18 protein-coding genes and 1 tRNA gene are annotated in these 17,405 nt (G+C 42.4%); 11 read left to right on the forward strand and 8 right to left on the reverse strand.

All coding sequences use genetic code 11. The features are described from left to right. Positions 1 to 38: 38 nt before the first annotated feature. On the reverse strand, positions 39 to 341 hold the full coding sequence (locus CKK33_RS11920) for a hypothetical protein (protein WP_095704319.1): 303 nt from the start codon (positions 339 to 341) through the stop codon (positions 39 to 41). Between the two features lie 195 nt (positions 342 to 536). Here CKK33_RS11920 and CKK33_RS11925 point away from each other — a divergent pair, with 195 nt between their 5' ends. Beyond that, positions 537 to 2,519, forward strand: coding sequence for a tetratricopeptide repeat protein (locus CKK33_RS11925; protein ID WP_095704320.1), 1,983 nt, complete (start codon positions 537 to 539; stop codon positions 2,517 to 2,519). Between the two features lie 47 nt (positions 2,520 to 2,566). Then, positions 2,567 to 2,989: a secondary thiamine-phosphate synthase enzyme YjbQ gene (locus tag CKK33_RS11930; protein ID WP_095704321.1), complete on the forward strand. Its 423-nt coding sequence runs from the start codon at positions 2,567 to 2,569 to the stop codon at positions 2,987 to 2,989. A 32-nt stretch (positions 2,990 to 3,021) separates the two neighbouring features. Here the strand turns inward: CKK33_RS11930 and CKK33_RS11935 are convergent, their stop codons facing one another. Genes CKK33_RS11935 through CKK33_RS11945 form a run of 3 tightly spaced genes read right to left on the reverse strand, consistent with a single transcriptional unit; the run spans position 3,022 to position 6,814 of the window. Next, positions 3,022 to 4,092: an SGNH/GDSL hydrolase family protein gene (locus CKK33_RS11935; RefSeq protein WP_095704322.1), complete on the reverse strand. Its 1,071-nt coding sequence runs from the start codon at positions 4,090 to 4,092 to the stop codon at positions 3,022 to 3,024. A gap of 3 nt (positions 4,093 to 4,095) precedes the next feature. Continuing rightward, positions 4,096 to 6,462, reverse strand: coding sequence for an endonuclease MutS2 (locus CKK33_RS11940; RefSeq protein ID WP_095704323.1), 2,367 nt, complete (start codon positions 6,460 to 6,462; stop codon positions 4,096 to 4,098). Next, entirely contained in the window at positions 6,443 to 6,814 is a 372-nt protein-coding gene (locus tag CKK33_RS11945; RefSeq protein WP_095704324.1) for a DUF4296 domain-containing protein, read from the reverse strand. The genes CKK33_RS11940 and CKK33_RS11945 overlap by 20 nt, the downstream gene beginning before the upstream one ends. A gap of 42 nt (positions 6,815 to 6,856) precedes the next feature. Here CKK33_RS11945 and CKK33_RS11950 point away from each other — a divergent pair, with 42 nt between their 5' ends. The 4 genes from CKK33_RS11950 to CKK33_RS11965 are packed head-to-tail and all read left to right on the forward strand — an operon-like array spanning position 6,857 to position 10,103. Continuing rightward, positions 6,857 to 7,537, forward strand: coding sequence for a YggS family pyridoxal phosphate-dependent enzyme (locus CKK33_RS11950; protein ID WP_095704325.1), 681 nt, complete (start codon positions 6,857 to 6,859; stop codon positions 7,535 to 7,537). Positions 7,538 to 7,566: 29 nt separating this feature from the next. After that, a complete protein-coding gene (locus tag CKK33_RS11955; protein WP_095704326.1) occupies positions 7,567 to 8,040 on the forward strand; it encodes a GNAT family N-acetyltransferase in 474 nt (157 codons plus the stop codon). After that, positions 8,037 to 8,846: a DUF3298 and DUF4163 domain-containing protein gene (locus tag CKK33_RS11960; protein ID WP_158223431.1), complete on the forward strand. Its 810-nt coding sequence runs from the start codon at positions 8,037 to 8,039 to the stop codon at positions 8,844 to 8,846. The genes CKK33_RS11955 and CKK33_RS11960 overlap by 4 nt, the downstream gene beginning before the upstream one ends. Beyond that, positions 8,847 to 10,103 carry an aspartate kinase gene (locus CKK33_RS11965; protein ID WP_095704328.1) on the forward strand — a complete coding sequence of 419 codons (1,257 nt, stop codon included), beginning with the start codon at positions 8,847 to 8,849 and terminating at the stop codon, positions 10,101 to 10,103. Here the strand turns inward: CKK33_RS11965 and CKK33_RS11970 are convergent. Beyond that, positions 10,096 to 10,812 carry a DUF92 domain-containing protein gene (locus CKK33_RS11970; RefSeq protein WP_095704329.1) on the reverse strand — a complete coding sequence of 239 codons (717 nt, stop codon included), beginning with the start codon at positions 10,810 to 10,812 and terminating at the stop codon, positions 10,096 to 10,098. The two genes, CKK33_RS11965 and CKK33_RS11970, sit on opposite strands and share 8 nt — an antisense overlap. 141 nt (positions 10,813 to 10,953) lie before the next feature. On the opposite strand from CKK33_RS11970, the gene CKK33_RS11975 reads away from it, so the two are divergent. Further along, a complete protein-coding gene (locus CKK33_RS11975; protein ID WP_095704330.1) occupies positions 10,954 to 11,625 on the forward strand; it encodes a MarC family protein in 672 nt (223 codons plus the stop codon). Positions 11,626 to 11,722: 97 nt separating this feature from the next. Further along, positions 11,723 to 11,796: transfer RNA gene (locus CKK33_RS11980), tRNA-His, on the forward strand. 37 nt (positions 11,797 to 11,833) lie between these two features. Here CKK33_RS11980 and CKK33_RS11985 read toward each other — a convergent pair. Both CKK33_RS11985 and pbpC read right to left on the reverse strand, forming a co-directional pair. After that, entirely contained in the window at positions 11,834 to 12,547 is a 714-nt protein-coding gene (locus CKK33_RS11985) for a 3'-5' exonuclease (protein WP_095704331.1), read from the reverse strand. Between the two features lie 9 nt (positions 12,548 to 12,556). Beyond that, positions 12,557 to 14,950, reverse strand: coding sequence for a penicillin-binding protein 1C (gene pbpC, locus CKK33_RS11990; RefSeq protein WP_095704332.1), 2,394 nt, complete (start codon positions 14,948 to 14,950; stop codon positions 12,557 to 12,559). A gap of 25 nt (positions 14,951 to 14,975) precedes the next feature. Between pbpC and CKK33_RS11995 the strand changes: the two genes are divergently transcribed. From CKK33_RS11995 to CKK33_RS12005, 3 genes are read left to right on the forward strand one after another with little or no spacing between them, the layout of a single operon-like run. Further along, on the forward strand, positions 14,976 to 15,701 hold the full coding sequence (locus tag CKK33_RS11995; protein ID WP_095704333.1) for a glycosyltransferase family 2 protein: 726 nt from the start codon (positions 14,976 to 14,978) through the stop codon (positions 15,699 to 15,701). After that, on the forward strand, positions 15,702 to 16,400 hold the full coding sequence (locus tag CKK33_RS12000) for a tRNA1(Val) (adenine(37)-N6)-methyltransferase (protein WP_095704334.1): 699 nt from the start codon (positions 15,702 to 15,704) through the stop codon (positions 16,398 to 16,400). It begins immediately after the preceding gene. 1 nt (position 16,401) lies between these two features. Then, positions 16,402 to 16,896, forward strand: a complete 495-nt coding sequence (locus tag CKK33_RS12005) for a metallophosphoesterase (protein WP_095704335.1) — start codon at positions 16,402 to 16,404, stop codon at positions 16,894 to 16,896. A gap of 30 nt (positions 16,897 to 16,926) precedes the next feature. Here the strand turns inward: CKK33_RS12005 and rnhA are convergent, their stop codons facing one another. Next, positions 16,927 to 17,397, reverse strand: a complete 471-nt coding sequence (gene rnhA, locus CKK33_RS12010; protein WP_095704336.1) for a ribonuclease HI — start codon at positions 17,395 to 17,397, stop codon at positions 16,927 to 16,929. Between the last annotated feature and the right edge of the window lie 8 nt (positions 17,398 to 17,405).

Consider the following 17,405-nt stretch of genomic DNA (forward strand, 5'->3'; position numbering starts at 1 on the left):
AGTAAAAAGGCGGTATGACCGCCTTTTTACTTAATAAATTAATAAACCGCGTCAGGCGCTTTATAATCAAATATAAAATCTACAATTTTTTTAAGTTCGGGTATTTTCAATTTAGTACCCTTATATTCCCATTTTTCTTTTTCCTTGTCAATATTTATTTCTCCCAGGAAGTTAGGATCGTTTTCGTCCATAGGCTCATTGGGAATATCCTTGTGGATAAACTTATTCAAAAATCGTGAAGAGAAAATTTTGTATAGGCCGCTGCCCCATACACCTCTTTCAGATACAATTTCCACGTGTTTTTCGGGTTCGTTTCCTGTAACAAGTTTTAAGATTACCATATCGTCTAAATTATATTATTATGACAAAATTTTAAAGCGGTTGTTTGTTTTTTGTGACATTTATAGCGCTTTTCCTTTTAGATATTTTACACCGGCATATTAAAATTTGTACATCATAGTCGCCTTACAGCGAATGTATTTTAATACCTTTGGGTTCCCCTACTTATTGCTGCATGCCCCTAAGAAACTGTTAACGTGAATAACAACACGCTATTATTTAAGCTTCAACATAAAATTCTCATATGCCTGTTTATTGTAACAGGAGTAACTTATGCTTTAGCTTTTGGGCAGGTAAAAAAACAGGAGAATACTGATAGCATTGAGTATTATAATAAGCTTGTTTTACAGTACCGCTATAAAAACCCAGACTCGGCTACCTTTTACGCCAATTTAGGCCTTGCTATGGCCCGCAAGCAACATAACTATGCTGGTGAAGCAAAGATGCTTAATCAGTTGGGGATGATTGATGACAATGTGGGCGACTTTGAATCATCCCGAAAAAAATATCTTAGCGCTTACTCCCTCTATAAAAAAATTAACGATACCAAGGGTATGGCCACAGAGAATATACGCCTGGGAGTTGTCGAAATGAGGAAGGGTGTGTATGATAAATCTATCGACTATTTTTTGCAAGCCTTGCAACTTAGTCAGCGCAACGGCAACAAGTTTGGCCAAATGGAGGGTTACATTACTCTTGGTGAAGCCTTTGCCGGACAAAAGAAATATGACAGGGCTATAGAATATTACCGTATTGCTGAAAGGTTAAACCAGCAGATTCCTTTCTCAAACCTGTCGTTAAACTTATACAATGATATCGCCATAGCCTATCGTGAAACTGGCAGACTCAAAGAAGCTATCCCCTATCTTGTAAAAGGAATACAAAAAAGCGAGGTGCCTCAATATCAGGGGTTAAACATTACGCTTATTAATACCCTCGCTTCAGTTTATGCTAAGGCTGGGGACACTACCTCTTCAATTAAACTGCAGAAATCAGCGCTTGAAAAAGCTAAGAAGATCAATAACTATATCAGGCAGATCCAGATTTTAACGGGCTTAGCTACAACCTATCAACGGAGCAACCTGTCGCAATCATTATATTACTGGCAACAGGCATTTATACTATCTGACAGCCGCAAGGCATACAAGGAGCAAATAGATGAATTAAATGCTATGGCAGACATCTATAGTAAACAAAAAAACTACAAGGCGGCTTACGAAGCACGTGATAAACAATATAAAATTGCCGACGAGTTTTTCTATAAGAAAATGAGCAAACAGATCATCAGTCTGCAAAATGCTTATGAACTTAACCAGTATAAAGTACGTGAACAGCAATTCAGGTACGAGGAAAACCGGCGCATATTCAGGCAGAGGGTGTCATACGGCGTTATTGTAACTGTACTTATCATTTTAGGTATAGTGATCTTCTACTATTTCAGGATGCGCAAACTTAACCTCATGCTGCATCATATTAATGAAGAATTACAGGATCTTAATACGGTTAAAGACAAGTTGTTCTCTATACTGGGGCATGATTTGAGGTCGCCGTTTGTATCTGTCATCAACATGGTTGAAATAATTGATGACGATGAACTGGAACCCGAACAACGAAAAGCCCTGCTTAACCAATTGCAAAAAACCACCAAGGTATCGTTGGAAACCCTTGATAATTTATTGCGATGGGGCCAAAAGCAAATAAAAGGAACCCCCATACACCCATCGGCGTTTAATGCTCGTTTGGTTATTAGTAAAGTAACCGATTTCCTGCTTGATGTTGCCGCTAACAAGCACATCACTATTGAAAACCAGGTAAGTGAACAAACCGGTATTTATGCTGATGCCGACCATTTTGAGTTTATTATACGCAACCTGGTATCTAATGCCATTAAATTCAGTAATGTAAATGGTAAAGTGGTTATTACCGCCGAACAAAAAAATGGGGAAGTTGCCGTTACCGTAAAAGATAATGGTGTAGGCATTGCTCCTGAAAAACTTGCCGATATTTTAGATAGCACCAACGTTAGCACACGCGGTACAAGTAATGAAAAAGGTACCGGTTTGGGTTTGCTGTTATGTAAAGAATTCGCTGAACTCAATGGAGGACGGATTAGCGTAGAAAGTAAGATTGGAGAAGGTTCGGCGTTTACCGTTATCCTAAAAGAAAATAAGACATTTTAAAGGCATTTTCCGGCCAACACTATCAGCATTTTGTTTGTTTACCGTATATGAGAATATTTCAGCAACTGGTTTCACTTGCACCGCGCCAGCGGGGTTTTCATATCATCACCAATGAAGTATTGCATGCATTGCCTCAGATAGGTGAAATAAAAGTGGGTATTCTACAGGTTTTTATACAGCATACTTCGGCTTCATTATGCATTAATGAAAACGCCGATCCTACCGTGAGGCAGGATTTTGAAATGTACTTTAACAAAGCGGTGCCTGAAAATGACCCTGATTATTTGCATGACTACGAAGGCGATGATGATATGCCTGCGCATTTAAAAGCAGCCATGCTGGGAAGTTCAGTATCGATACCTATACATAATGGCCAACTCGCGCTGGGAACCTGGCAAGGAATCTATCTCTGCGAACACCGTAACCGTGGTGGCAGCCGCAACCTGGTGATCACCGCATGGGGCGAGTAAATTTCACAGCTGCCTACCACTAAATGCGTTCTTCACCACTTAAATGTCCTTTTTATATAGGCGATAAGGTCATCAGCCATTGCATTTTGTTCTTTCACACTTGGGTGACCGGGTGTGTTTTTGTAGGCAAAAAAGTGGGTGTAAATATTGGTATCGTTTAGCGCATCAACAGCTTCCTGGATATACACTGGCCAGGGCGAACCTGCTTGTGTAGCATCCATAGAACCAAGCGCACAAATTATTTTGGCTTCGGGATATTTACTTCTGATATTTTTTACAAACTCCCGGTATCGACTGATGATGAATTGCGGTGTGGGTGAGTTATTGCCAAACACTTTTTTAAATTGTTCATGATCTTTTGCTTTAACCAGCCATGAATCGTTCTGAAACAAGTTAATGACTACTATCTCGGGCGTAAACTTGTTAAAATCCCATCGGGTAGTGTCGTGAGCATAAGCCCTGTCATAAATATCAGGCATCACGTAGTCAAACCAACTAATAGTTATACCTATACCGCTTTTAGCTATGCAGTGCATATCGGCATTAAAATACCTGGCTGTAACATTAGCATAGCTGGCAAAACCATTTTCAAAATCGTTATCACCTCTATCCTTACCTGTTGTATCCTCATCAGCCATGCCGCAGGTTATTGAATCGCCATAGTATTCGATACGATGTTTAAAAACCGGCGGCGGCAATAATTGCCCGTCAACACTTAAAGAAAATATCCATGTACGTCCCCAATCGTATTCAGTACGCTTAAACAGCTGTAGCTGATGCTTTCCTTTTGACAAACCCGATGCTAAGGTATATTCTTTTTCCCCCTGAGCCGGTTTCAAAACGTTAGCTACTTTTCCGTCTATCACCACATTATAATAATTCAGGCCTTTTTCGTCGTTGAGTGTTGCTTTAACGGCTGTTCCTTTGAAATTAATAATAACGGATGCTCCTGTCCATGACAATTCTGCCGCAGTATCACGCAGGGGTACACGGCCCATATAAAATATCTTAGGGTTATTAAAATCAACTGTCTCCTGGGCACAACAAATGGCGCTAATGAAACAGTTAAACACAAGTAACAAACATCCTATTTTTTTCATCATTTGTTATTTTAAATACGCGTAAGTGATCCCGTCGCCACCCCTGTCAGGGTGTTCATCCTCCAACCGATCAACCTGATCATACTTTTTCAGATACTGTCGTATCATCTTACGCAATATGCCATCACCTTTCCCATGCAGGATCTTAAGGTTATTAAATCCCATCATCAAAGCACGGTCAAACAACTTTTCTATTGCATGCAGTGCATCTTCGGTACGCATGCCACGCACATCAATTTCGGGACTGAAGCTGGCCATGTCGCCGGTTTGCATGCTACCGCTGCTTTTACGTAGTTCTTTAGGTACTGATGAGCGCGAAACCTTTTCAACACGTTTCTTTTTCACTACCGTACGCAGCTCGCCCATGGCAATTACCACATTGTCCTTTATTAATTCAAGCACCTGGCCGGTGGTATCCGCATCAATCAGCTTAACCCAATCACCGGCTTTTATTTCCTCATTTACCTGCCCTGCCTGTTTAATGGGTTCGGCCTTTACGGTATTTTTCTTTACCTCATTATTAAGGTTCTCACGTAACGCGCGGGTAACATCCTTATCAGCATTGCTGCTTTTTATTTCAGCAATAGTATTTTCAACCAGCTTATTAGCGTTTAGGATAATATTTTTTGCTTCCTGTTTAGCCTCGCGCAAAAGGTTTTTCCTGTTCTCGTCTAAAAATGATTTTAACTCCTCATTTTCGGCAAACAGGGCATTCACGCGGCGTTGTTGCTTATCCAAACGCTGTTTGGTTTCCAATATTTCCTTTTTATCGCGCTCAAGATCTACCAGCAGGCTATCTACCTTTTTTTGTCCGGCGCTTATTTTGCTTTGTGCCAGGCTAAGTACATGTTGCGGTAAGCCTATCTTTTGTGCTATCTCAAAAGCGTATGAACTGCCGGGTTTACCCACCTCAAGCATGTAAAGCGGTTTCATTTCGGTATTATTAAACAGCATTGATGCGTTTTCAATACCCTCGGTGTTACTGGCAAATATTTTTAGGTTAGAATAATGCGTAGTGACCATGCCACGTACTTTTTTGTGATTGAGAGCCTCCAATACCGCTTCCGCGATAGGCCCACCAAATTGAGGATCGGTACCTGTACCAAATTCATCAATAAGTATGAGCGTTTTGCCATTGGCATCCTCAACAAACTTCTTCATTTTGGATAAGTGGGCACTGTAGGTACTTAGATCGCTCTCTATTGACTGGTCGTCCCCAATATCAACAAACAACTGCTTAAATACGCCCGCGATGCTATCAGCCCCTGCCGGTATTAATAAGCCGGCCTGTACCATCATTTGCAGCAAGCCTACCGTTTTCATACAAACGGATTTGCCACCCGCGTTAGGCCCCGAAACAACAATAATGCGTGTATGGTCATCAATATGCACGTTTAGCGGCACTACCGATTTATGCTCCTTTTTAAAATTCAGGAATAACAAAGGGTGTCGGGCATTAAAAAGCCTAAATTTGGCTTCATTTACCAGTTTGGGCATTTCTGCTTCAATTTCAATGGCAAACAATGCTTTTGCCCTTACAAAATCGAGCTTGGTGAGCAAACCATGGTATGACAGCAGCAGTGGCACGTAAGGCCTTAGCTCATCCGTTAAAGCCGTTAATATTTTAATGATTTCTCTGCGACGCTCGAACTCCAGGTCGCGTATGAGATTATTCAGAGAGAAAACTTCTTCAGGCTCCATGTAAACCGTTTGCCCCGAAGCGGATTCGTCATGGATGAACCCTTTTAACTTACGCTTATTTTCTGCCAGTAAAGGAATACACAAGCGCCCATCGCGTACGGTAAGCGATCCGTCGGCTGTCCAGTTATTTGCGGATGCCTGTTTAAATATATGATCTATCCTTTTACGTGCATCCTGTTCTGCCCGTGCTATTCCAGTAGTAATATCCATTAGTTCGCGCGAGGCATTGTTACGCATTTTGCCTTTAGGATCAATCACCTGGTCAATCTTACGCAAAATGGCTTTTTCTATTGGCAAGTGCTCAAACAAGGCTTCCAGGTTTGGGTAAACGCCTACCCGCTCATTAAAATAAGCTATCACCGCGAAAACAGTAGTAAGCGATGCATTTACCTGAAAAAATTCCTCCTCAGATAAAAACGTACCTTCTATTTTGGCTTTATTAGCCAGTGTTTTTATATCATAAAAGTGGTTGATGGGCAGCGCCTCATCATTTTGCAGGATATTTTTAAATTCATTGGCCTGGTTAAGGAATTTAAGGATCAGGTCATAATTGGTCATCACCTGTATCTTATTTACCATTTCCTGGCCCATAATACTCAGGCAGTGCGCCTTAATTAATTCCTTTATTTCGTTAAAGCCAAGTTTATCTGCACTATTGGGGGGGTAAAGCATTCTTCTGTATTGGTTTTTTGTTTATGGAGTCGAGCTTGGCTTTTAGTGCTTTGCTTACCCCATCATATATCGCCTGTATCTTTTCAGGCTGCAGCGCATAGTAGCGATAGCTTTTTTTGAACTGGTCTTCGCTAACGTGGTAGTTCTTAAATAGTGTAACGTATTTTTCCCGACCATACTTATATAGGCTATCGTTAACGGGTGTAATGGTATATAATTCGCCGTCAGCGATATGAAGATCGGTCAGCAGCCTTACCATTTTTTTTTCTTCAATGGTATTGGGTGGCGGCCCTTCCTGTTTACAGGCGGCAAATAGCAATACTGAAAAAAACAAGCTTAGATATTTTTGCATTCTGTAATTTAGCGGCGTTTTAAACAACAAATTTACGGATAAATGAGCATAGCCAATAATATCAGTAACCTAAAAAAAGAAACCGAACCTATAGGTGTAGCCTTGCTTGCGGTATCAAAAACCAAACCCGCGACCGACCTCCAGGAAGCATACGATGCAGGGCAGCGTTTGTTTGGCGAGAACACGGTGCAGGAACTGGTTGAAAAGCAAGAGCAATTGCCAAAAGATATTGAGTGGCACCTGATAGGGCATTTGCAAACCAACAAGGTGAAGTATATTGCCCCGTTTATCAGTATGATACAATCTGTTGATAGCCTTAAGCTATTACAGGAAATTAATAAACATGCTGCAAAAAATAACCGTATTATTGATTGCCTGCTGCAAATTTACATAGCCGATGAGGAAACTAAATACGGACTTGGCTTTGATGAAGCGATAGAACTGTTAAGAAGCGAAGAATACACAACCTTGAAAAATATACGTATACGTGGTTTAATGGGCATTGCCACTAACACCGATAGCGAAAAGCAGATAAAAGAGGAGTACTACGAGCTTAAGACGTTTTTTGATGGCGTAAAGGTTAGCTTCTTTAGAAAAGAGGTTTCTTTTGATATACTATCCATGGGCATGTCATCAGATTATAAAGTAGCGATAGCACAAGGCAGTAATATGATACGTTTAGGAAGTACTATTTTTGGCAGCCGACCTAAGAAAACTGCTTAAACCTTTTACAAATTATTTACCCGTTTCTTATGAGCGACCATTTTTATATTCGCATAGCTACCAAGGCAGATTGCCCCCGTTTAATGGAACTAATACGGGAACTAGCCTTATTTGAGCGCGCACCCGAGCAAGTAACCGTTACGCTTGAGGAGTTTGAAGAAGCGGGATTTGGCAAAAAACCTGTCTGGAAAGCATTTGTAGTTGAAACACATGGCGTGGTTGTTGCGTTTGCATTGTACTATGTGCGCTACTCTACCTGGAAAGGTAGCCGCCTTTATCTGGAAGATCTTATTGTTACAGAGGAGTTTAGAGGTAAAGGCATAGGTAAAATGCTTTTTGACCGCCTTTTTCAGGAGGTTAGGGAGCTTGGATTTAGCGGCATGGTTTGGCAGGTACTCGACTGGAACGAGCCGGCCATTAACTTTTATAAAAAATATGGCGCTGATCTTGATTCCGGATGGATCAACGCGTCGTTATCAAAAGAACAAGTTGCCAACTTATGAAAAACATCTTCACGTTTACCTTTCTGTCAGTAGTGTTGTTAAGCGCCTGCCAGTTTACCACGCCTACTAACAAACAATCACACGACATTTTTAATGATACGCTGGTTTACCAGTACCAAGCCCTGCATGAACGGGCTACAGATTGTGGCAATAAACCCGATAGTAGCTGCACAGCGGTTAACATTAAATATCCGGTATTTAAGGATGCCCGTATGTTAAATGATACCATTACTAAAAGGCTTACCCAAATGTTTTTAATGGATGATAAAATGCCTGATACCAGTGTGACCGCGATGGCAAAAAAATTCATACAAGCATACGACGACTTTAAAAAGAACGAACCTAAATCAGCCATATATTATACGCTTGATAGCTACGCCAAAGTATTATTACAAGACTCTGCCCTGGTTACTTTGGAATGTGGCGGATATACTTTCCAAGGTGGCGCACATGGCGCAAGCTACACCGGTTTTATAAACTGGAACCCTAAAGTAGGTAAGAACATAAATTTAAATGATATTATTGCCGAGGGCAAATACAACGAGTTAACTAAGGTAGCGGAAGGGATATTTCGCAAAAATGAAAAACTTGCAGATACCGCCTCACTGGCTCGTGATTATTTTTTTAAGGATAATAAATTCGCGTTGAATAATAATTTCTCAGTAACCCCAACCGGTTTAAGATTTATCTACAACCAATATGAGATAAAGCCGTATGCCGCCGGTAAAACCGAGTTACTTATTCCCTATTCATCAATTAAAAATATTTTGCGGCCAAATACCGCTGTTAGTCAATTTGTAAAATAAATGCTTGTATTTAAGTTCGGTGGTGCTTCGGTTAAAGATGCACCGGGTGTTATTAATCTCGGTAAAGTAGTTAATAACTATAACGGTAAACAGATCCTGATAGTGGTTTCTGCAATGGGTAAAACCACCAATGCCCTTGAAAAACTTACACAGGCTTATGTAAATGGCAGCGACGAACTTCATGACATATTTGATGGCATAAAAAATTATCACTACGGCTTAATGCACGAGCTATTTGGCGATAATCACCCCGTATTTGATGATGTGGCCAACACATTTGTGGAGATTGACTGGATGATTGAGGATGAGCCGCATGATGATTACGACTTTATTTACGACCAGATAGTTTCCGTAGGTGAATTAGTATCAACACGTATTGTAGCTGCATGGTTAAATCATAATACTGTAGCGTGTAAATGGGTTGACGCACGTGGGTACATACACACCGACAATACTTACAGGGAAGGCAATGTTGACTGGGATAAGACAAAAGCGAGCATCCAGAAAGACATCCCTGCGCTGTTAGAAAAAAGTATAGTGATCACCCAAGGCTTTATAGGTGGCACGTCTGAAAATTTCACCACTACGCTCGGCCGTGAAGGATCTGATTATACAGCTTCTATTTTTGCGGCCTGCCTGGGCGCCGAGTCGGTAACAACCTGGAAAGATGTTCCCGGTATTTTAAATGCCGACCCAAAACTGTTTACAGATACCATTAAGTTTGAAGAACTGTCCTACCAGGAAGCTATCGAGATGACTTATTACGGAGCAAGCGTAATACACCCTAAAACTATTAAGCCCCTGCAAAACGCTAACATCCCTTTACTGGTTAAACCATTTACCAATCCTGACGCGCCGGGCACCATTATTAAACAAAACGCGACGAATAACTTTACTCAGCCGGTAATAATTGTTAAAAATAATCAGGTACTATTATCTGTTTCTGCTAATGATTATTCTTTTATTACAGAAAGCCACTTAAGCGAAATTTTTGCCTGCTTCGCTAAATATCATGTGAAGATCAATATGATGCAAACCTCCGCATTAAGTTTCACAGCTTGTTTTGACTACACAGCCGATCGTTTTGATAAACTTTTAGTAAGTCTAAAAGAAAATTATAAAACGAAGTATAACAGTAAATTAAAGCTCGTTACCTTAAGGCATTATACGGATAAAAGCTTAGAAGAAATTGTTGGCGACAGCACAATTCTAATGAAACAAACCAGCCGTAATACCGCACAGATAGTTATTAAATAAATAGGCTTTGCAGCAGCCATGCTATAATGGCTGCTGCAAACGTATTCATTACATTAACCGTGTTATTACCAATATAACCGCGACGCTCAAGAGTAGCACCCAGAACTGAATCAACTATATTCCCCAAGGTACCGGTGGCAAGAATTATCACCACTGCTTTATATCCTAAAGCAGTGTTATTTATTTGTACGATCAATGCAATAATTGCTGCACCCGATATACCGATCATTGAGCCTTCGAAGCTTACAACGCCGTCTCGCCCCCTTACGTCGGGTTTTAGTGTAATGATGTTGTAAAACCTCCTGCCATATACTGAGCCAAGTTCTGAGGATAATGTATCTGCCGTAGCCGACGCTAAGGAAGCAGCGAGCATTAAATATAAATACAGCGCGTTTGAAGGCGAGAGCCATGCCAGCGCTCCGCATATTGCAGCTATACCGCCGTTGGCTAATACTTGCCAGGCATCGCGTGTTGTTTGCTCGCCGGGCATGCTAAATTTCTGTTTCTCTTGCCTTCTGTGGCTGGTAGCCAAAGTTGATAATATAAAAAATGCAGCTAACTGCGTTAACCCTGCATATCCGGTACCTGCAAATATCAACATAGCCACTATTGCACCTATTATAGCGCCCCAGGCAGTAAGTTTGCCCAATATATAGCTTAAAAACGCCGCTAATGCTATAGAAAATATGGTTATGCTATACCCGATCATGTTTCGCAAAACTAATTATTACATACCATTTAATAGGATAATCCTTAGCCGTAATTGTGATAGGAAACAATAGTGATTTAATAAACTAAAATCTCTCTATAATAAATATATTTGGTAGCCGCGCAACTATGCGCTTGTCACATGCCATCGTTCGAGTCGTTTATACATTTAGTATTTATGGGCATCATTGCCCTTTTTCCGGTAGTTAACCCTGTGGGGTCAGCATTTATTGTAAGCCCCTACTTTGAGCACCTTTCACGTGCCGAAAAGCGTAAGGCCGTAGGCCGCATAGCTTTTTATGGTTTTTGTATTTGCACCGTAGCACTTTTTGCCGGCCATTGGATACTGGAGCTATTCGGTATTTCTATACCTGTAGTGCAGCTTGCCGGGGGTATTATGATTTGTAAAATAGGCTGGGAATTTCTGTCGTCTGATCAGGGATCAGATACAAACGATGAAGCTGTTGAAATAAAAACACCTATATCGGCCTATCAGCAGCTTACCCCTAAACTTTTTTACCCTATTTCTTTTCCTATGACCACCGGCGCAGGTACCATATCAGTACTGTTTACTTTAAGCGCACATGGCGAAAAATTTGGAAGCAGGGAGTATTACATTAATCTGCTGGCAGTAATGATTGCCATAATGGTCATGTGCGTTATGATCTACATTTTGTATCTGAACACCAAAACACTCATTAATTACCTGGGCAGTAATGGCGAAAACATTGTTAACCGCATCTCGGCATTCCTTATTTTTTGCGTTGGTTTGCAGATAGCTATCTCAGGTCTTAGAGCTATATTTAAGTTTTAGCTTGGCACAACAACCTCATTTTGAGTGCCGGAGACGATATTTTTAAAAAATTATTGCAAATAGCAGGCAAATTTCTATTTTTGCATTCCCCAAAACGGTAGGCATAGCTCAGTTGGTTAGAGCACCAGATTGTGGTTCTGGGGGTCGTGGGTTCGAGCCCCATTGCTTACCCAAAAGCCTCTCATGAAAATGAGGGGCTTTTTATTTATCATTCTACCACCGTTACGCATTCCTCTTCAATTAAACTCTCACCACGGTAACGGCGTATGAGTTGTGCTGTAGCCACAACATCTTTCTGGCAATAGGTGCAAATGCGTTCCAAAGCGTTCTCGACCCAATAAACATGGCCAACCTGGCTGCCATCAATATCGTCCTTAGGTGTAGGAATGTCAAATATAGCGGTGAGCAGATTTAAGGACGTATAGCTTTTATAATCGCCGAATTTCCATAGTTCCATAGTATCCAAATGCTGTATCTCCCACGGCTTTTTGCCCTGCATTTGCAAATGCGGCGGGAAAGGTATGCCGTGGATAAGCATCCGACGGCAGATGTACGGGAAATCAAACTCTTTACCGTTATGCGCACACAGGATAACGCTCAATGGTTGTCCGCTCAGCATCCGGGAAAAGTCCTGCAGCAACTTTTTCTCATCATGCCCGGCAAATGATTTTACCCTTAAACCCGGCCGCTTACCGCTACTGTTGATGAAAATACCTACGGATATACAAACTATTTTGCCAAACTCAGCCCAGATACCTGCACGTTCGTAAAACTCCTCGGCCGTGGCCTCGCCTCGCATATTGCGCGTTTTGTGCGACCAAAGCTCCTGCAAAATTTCGGGCATATCCGTATATAAAGGATATTGTGGAACCGTTTCAATATCCAGCACCATCAGGTTTCCAAGGTCGTATTGTTCAAGCATGTTTCTAATCTATTTATTCTTATCCAGTACTTCAAAATTTATGTTGATAGTATTACCAGCGCCATCAACCAGTGTGAGCTTATGTTTACCGGGCGTTGGATTTAAAGCCATTTGCTGATAAGCACTGCTTTGCCCAACAAATGTACCATCCAGATGCCAGAAAATTTTGCTACCAACTACACGATGCGCCGCGTTGCAAATCATTCTGCCACGTTTGCCATCGGCCTCAAGGGGGACATAAACTTTTGCGCCGTCCTTGGGATATATCAATTCCATCGGGTTGGCATCATTTTGCTCACACCCCGGTGCAAAAGGTGGCAGAACATGGTAGCGGTAATTTTTGGTCTTGTAATAATATTCCATGGATGGCGGCAGCACAAACCAGGGCTGATTTACCATCTTATCCGGTGAAACGCAGTTCGCCGTAACCTGGTATTTTCGATCTGCCGACAGATGTACCATTTTATGCCACGGGCAAACCGATGCTTTCAAACAAGTTTTAGGTACATACTGCTCAACCGGATCAGTACAGTACTGCCCGGCGCGGTAACCACTTTCCGTGCAAACGTTGAGCTTTACTAACTCGCCTAATGGCACATCAAACCATTCGCGCGCAGCAGGCAACAAGCGAAATATCTCAAATAAAACCGGCGCGGCGGTATTTATTCCGGTTAATCCCGGTCTGCCCTCGCCATCGGTATTGCCTACCCACACTCCTACCACATATTTGGGCGTAACACCAATTGCCCAGCCGTCCCTAAAACCGAAACTGGTACCCGTTTTCCAGGCTACACGCTGGCTGGAGCTGAACTGTTGCCAAAGCATTTCTTCGCCTGGGCGCATCACTTCCTCCATTGCCTGCAGGGTGTAATAAATTGAACCGGCATCAAGCAGGCCGTTGTTTTGCAGATTTGACTGCTTCAAGGCAGTGTAAAAATATTGTGGGTGATGGTAATCGTTAGCATCATATTTACCGCCGTTTTTGTTGTAATGGTTAAGCACGCGTGCCATATCCGCATAGGCGCCGGTAAGCTCCCATAAGGTATTTTCACCGCCTCCCAGGATAAGCGCGAGCCCGTAATGATCTGCCGGTTGGTTTAGTGTAGTGATACCGGTTCGTTTCAACATATCATAAAAACGCTCGTACTTGTATTGTTGCAGCATTTTTACTGCGGGCACGTTTAACGAGCGCGATAGCGCGTTGGATGCCGGTACGGCGCCATCATACCCGAGATCAAAGTTCTCGGGGTGGTAACCCGCAATTTGTGTAGGCACATCAGGTATTAAACTGTTGGGCAATATCAAGCCATCGTGCAGCATACTGGCGTATAACAACGGTTTGAGCGTACTACCCGGACTTCGCGGTGCGCTTATCACATCTACATCGCTTTCAGTTTCCGGATCTTCACGATGCGAAACATTGCCCACATAAGCTAAAGTAGCGCCGGTTTCCACATCCAGCACAACTGCGGCGAGGTTATTGATGTCGTTAGCTTTTAATACCTGGTGATGCTTTTCTACAACATCTACTACCTGTTGCTGCAGGTTGCTTTTAATGGAGGTAGTGATGCGGGTATCAGATAGGTTAGCAGCCTTAGCATCAGCTTTAAAACGTTGCAGTAAATGAGGAGCAAGCTGCGGTAGTGGCATAGGCTTATCAGGCACCGGCTCAAAACGCGCCAGGGCTGCGGTAGTACTGTCAATGGTACCTTGCTTTTGTAAACGAGCGAGCAGCAAGTTACGTTTCTTCAATAATATCCGTCTGTTCTTGCCCGGGTGTACCAGCGATGGTGAGTTGGGAAGCACGGCCAACGCTGCCATTTCGCCCCAGGATAGTTTATCAGCGCTTCGACCAAAGTATCGCCAGGCCGCTGCATCCAATCCTATTACATTACTGCCAAAAGGTGCATTACTGGCGTATAAAGCCATGATCTCTTTTTTACTGTAACCCAATTCCAGCCGCATTGCCATCATGATCTCCGCAATCTTATTCCAAATGGTACGGTTGTGGTGGGTGGCTAAACGGATCACCTGCATGGTAATGGTGCTGCCTCCGCTGGTTACCCGCTTGTTACGCAGGTTTTGCTTAACGGCCCTGCCAAATGCCAAAGGGTCAAATCCCCAGTGGTGGTTAAAACGCTTATCTTCAAAGGCGATGATACATTTGCTGAATTTATCCGGAACGTTAGGATTATAAGGGAAACGCCATTGTCCGTCTTCGGCGATGGAAGCGCCCAGTAATTGTCCTTTGTCATCATCAATCACATATGATGTGGAGCTTTTGAATAAAGGCTTTGGCAGGCAAAATGCAAACCAAATCAACAAAGCCAGTAAAATAGCGGCACTAATAATTACTTTTGGCCGTTTAACGTACTGTTTTAAACTTTTTTTACTGATTTGCATTATTGCCCGGCGTAAATATCACCCAATGAAAATAGATAAATTATCAATAATTATCCCTGCTTATAACGAAGGCGGTACCATTCACCTTATTTTAAACAAGATAAAAGTGGTTGAATTAATGGATAATATTCAAAAGGAGATTATTATTGTTGACGATTGCTCAAGCGATAATACAGAACAGGCCATCGCGGCTTACTGCAATGAGAACCCTGACCTCAATATACGCTACTTTAAACACCCGGTTAATAAAGGTAAAGGAGCCGCACTGCACACCGGCATAGCCCAGGCAACAGGCAATTATACTATTATACAGGATGCCGACCTGGAGTACGACCCGGCAGAATACAATGACCTGCTGAAACCTATTTGCAAAGGCTTCGCCGACGTGGTTTACGGCTCGCGCTTTATGGGAAGCAACCCGCATCGTATACTTTTCTTTTGGCATACTATAGGTAACCGTTGGCTTACATTCTTAAGCAATTTGCTTAGCAATTTAAACCTTACGGATATGGAAACTTGTTACAAGTTATTTGACACCAAGTTATTACAATCGCTTAAATTGAAAGAGAAACGCTTTGGTTTTGAGCCGGAGGTTACCATCAAAATGTCGCGTGTGCCACAAATACGTATCTACGAGGTGGGCATCTCTTACTATGGCCGTACCTACGATGAAGGCAAGAAAATAGGCTGGAAAGACGGGTTCCGCGCAATTTACTGCATTTTGAAATACGGCCTTTTCAGCACAAAATAAATGAGCATTTTTAAGTTCAAGCAGTTTGATGTTGACCAAACCGGCTGCGCCATGAAGGTGAATACCGATGGCGTTTTGCTCGGTGCCTTAGCCAACGGTACTACAGCCAGACGAATACTGGATATAGGTGCCGGAACTGGTGTTGTGGCGCTGATGCTGGCACAACTTTTTACGCAGGCTTACGTAGATTCGGTCGAGATTGACGACAATGCCGCTGATACCGCCGCCAACAACTTCGCCAACTCAAAGTTTGCCGAACGTTTACAACTCTTTAAGGGCGACTTCGCCAACCTTGAGCGCAAAGAATACGACCTTATAGTTTCCAACCCGCCATTCTTTATTGATTCCCTAACATCAGCAAAACAAAACAAAACACTTGCACGTCATACGGATAGCTCTTTTTTTGATAGATTGGTGAGATTCGCCGCTGAAAATTTAAGTGCTAACGGAATTTGTCAATTAATACTGCCCGTAGCAACCGCCGACTTAGTTAAAGGTATATTGGTTGCAAACTCATTACACTTGCAGGATGTTATCAATATCAGATCATTTGCGGCCGACGTTCCTCACCGCGAGATAATAACTTTTGGTAAAGCTGATGAAACTATCGATCCAACTGACGTAGTAATTTATGAAGCACCGAAAGTCTACACAACACAGTACACATTTCTTTTAAAGGATTTTTTGACCATATTTTAGCATGCAACGCATAGGCCTTATATCCGACACTCACAGCTATCTCGATGATGCCGTTTTTAAACATTTTGATAAATGTGGTGAGATATGGCACGCAGGAGATTTTGGCACCCTTGAACTGGCTGACCAGCTTGCCGCGTTTAAGCCTACACGCGGCGTTTATGGTAATATTGATGGTGCAGACATTCGCCGCGTTTATCCCGAGCACCTACGTTTTAAATGTGAAGAAGTAGATGTATGGATGACACACATTGGAGGTTATCCGGACAGGTATAGTCCGCTGGTGAAGCCGGAGATCTATAATAATCCACCACAATTATTCATTACAGGGCATTCACATATCCTAAAAGCCATTTACGATAAAAAGATCAGTTGCCTGCACCTTAACCCGGGCGCGGCAGGAAAACATGGTTGGCATAAAGTGCGTACATTAATGCGCTTTAGTATTACTGCTGATAAAATCCACGACCTGGAAGTAATAGAATTGGGAGGTCGATAATTTACTGTTAAAAGCTTGCAGTTGTCGGTTTTAGGATTGATACCCGTTAGCTGCCTCCATTTCAAAAACAGAGTCGATCAGGAGGTCTTTCTGTTTTGCTGCAGCTACCGCGAGTTGGTCGCAACGTTCGTTTTCGGGATGGCCGTTGTGGCCGCGCACCCAAACAAACTTTACTTTGTGCAATTTAGCGATGTTAAGATACCGCATCCAAAGATCTTTGTTTTTTTTGCCGGCAAATCCTTTGGCAACCCACCCGTTTACCCAGCGTTTCTCAATGGCGTCTATCACGTACTTAGAGTCGGAATAGACGGTGACGTTTTGATTGGGAGATTTTAATGCTTCCAAAGCCGTGATAACAGCCAGCAACTCCATACGGTTATTGGTAGTTTTACGGAAACCGGCTGATAGCTCCTTGTAATGCTGCCCCGAACGCAAGATAACACCATACCCCCCCGGACCAGGATTGCCGCTTGAAGCACCATCTGTAAAAATCTCAATCATGGGGCAAA

The organism is Mucilaginibacter sp. MD40 (assembly GCF_002288635.1).
Classification (GTDB): domain Bacteria; phylum Bacteroidota; class Bacteroidia; order Sphingobacteriales; family Sphingobacteriaceae; genus Mucilaginibacter.

What these genes read in the sequence shown, in the direction of transcription:
- rnhA (WP_095704336.1), bottom strand. Translation starts at nt 17,397, where the DNA reads ATGATTGAGATTTTTACAGATGGTGCTTCAAGCGGCAATCCTGGTCCG.
- CKK33_RS11945 (WP_095704324.1), bottom strand. Translation starts at nt 6,814, where the DNA reads ATGCAAAAATATCTAAGCTTGTTTTTTTCAGTATTGCTATTTGCCGCC.
- CKK33_RS11920 (WP_095704319.1), bottom strand. Translation starts at nt 341, where the DNA reads ATGGTAATCTTAAAACTTGTTACAGGAAACGAACCCGAAAAACACGTG.
- CKK33_RS11975 (WP_095704330.1), top strand. Translation starts at nt 10,954, where the DNA reads ATGCCATCGTTCGAGTCGTTTATACATTTAGTATTTATGGGCATCATT.
- CKK33_RS11985 (WP_095704331.1), bottom strand. Translation starts at nt 12,547, where the DNA reads ATGCTTGAACAATACGACCTTGGAAACCTGATGGTGCTGGATATTGAA.
- CKK33_RS11965 (WP_095704328.1), top strand. Translation starts at nt 8,847, where the DNA reads ATGCTTGTATTTAAGTTCGGTGGTGCTTCGGTTAAAGATGCACCGGGT.
- CKK33_RS12005 (WP_095704335.1), top strand. Translation starts at nt 16,402, where the DNA reads ATGCAACGCATAGGCCTTATATCCGACACTCACAGCTATCTCGATGAT.
- CKK33_RS11940 (WP_095704323.1), bottom strand. Translation starts at nt 6,462, where the DNA reads ATGCTTTACCCCCCCAATAGTGCAGATAAACTTGGCTTTAACGAAATA.
- CKK33_RS12000 (WP_095704334.1), top strand. Translation starts at nt 15,702, where the DNA reads ATGAGCATTTTTAAGTTCAAGCAGTTTGATGTTGACCAAACCGGCTGC.
- pbpC (WP_095704332.1), bottom strand. Translation starts at nt 14,950, where the DNA reads ATGCAAATCAGTAAAAAAAGTTTAAAACAGTACGTTAAACGGCCAAAA.
- CKK33_RS11995 (WP_095704333.1), top strand. Translation starts at nt 14,976, where the DNA reads ATGAAAATAGATAAATTATCAATAATTATCCCTGCTTATAACGAAGGC.
- CKK33_RS11960 (WP_158223431.1), top strand. Translation starts at nt 8,037, where the DNA reads ATGAAAAACATCTTCACGTTTACCTTTCTGTCAGTAGTGTTGTTAAGC.
- CKK33_RS11935 (WP_095704322.1), bottom strand. Translation starts at nt 4,092, where the DNA reads ATGATGAAAAAAATAGGATGTTTGTTACTTGTGTTTAACTGTTTCATT.
- CKK33_RS11970 (WP_095704329.1), bottom strand. Translation starts at nt 10,812, where the DNA reads ATGATCGGGTATAGCATAACCATATTTTCTATAGCATTAGCGGCGTTT.
- CKK33_RS11955 (WP_095704326.1), top strand. Translation starts at nt 7,567, where the DNA reads ATGAGCGACCATTTTTATATTCGCATAGCTACCAAGGCAGATTGCCCC.
- CKK33_RS11930 (WP_095704321.1), top strand. Translation starts at nt 2,567, where the DNA reads ATGAGAATATTTCAGCAACTGGTTTCACTTGCACCGCGCCAGCGGGGT.
- CKK33_RS11950 (WP_095704325.1), top strand. Translation starts at nt 6,857, where the DNA reads ATGAGCATAGCCAATAATATCAGTAACCTAAAAAAAGAAACCGAACCT.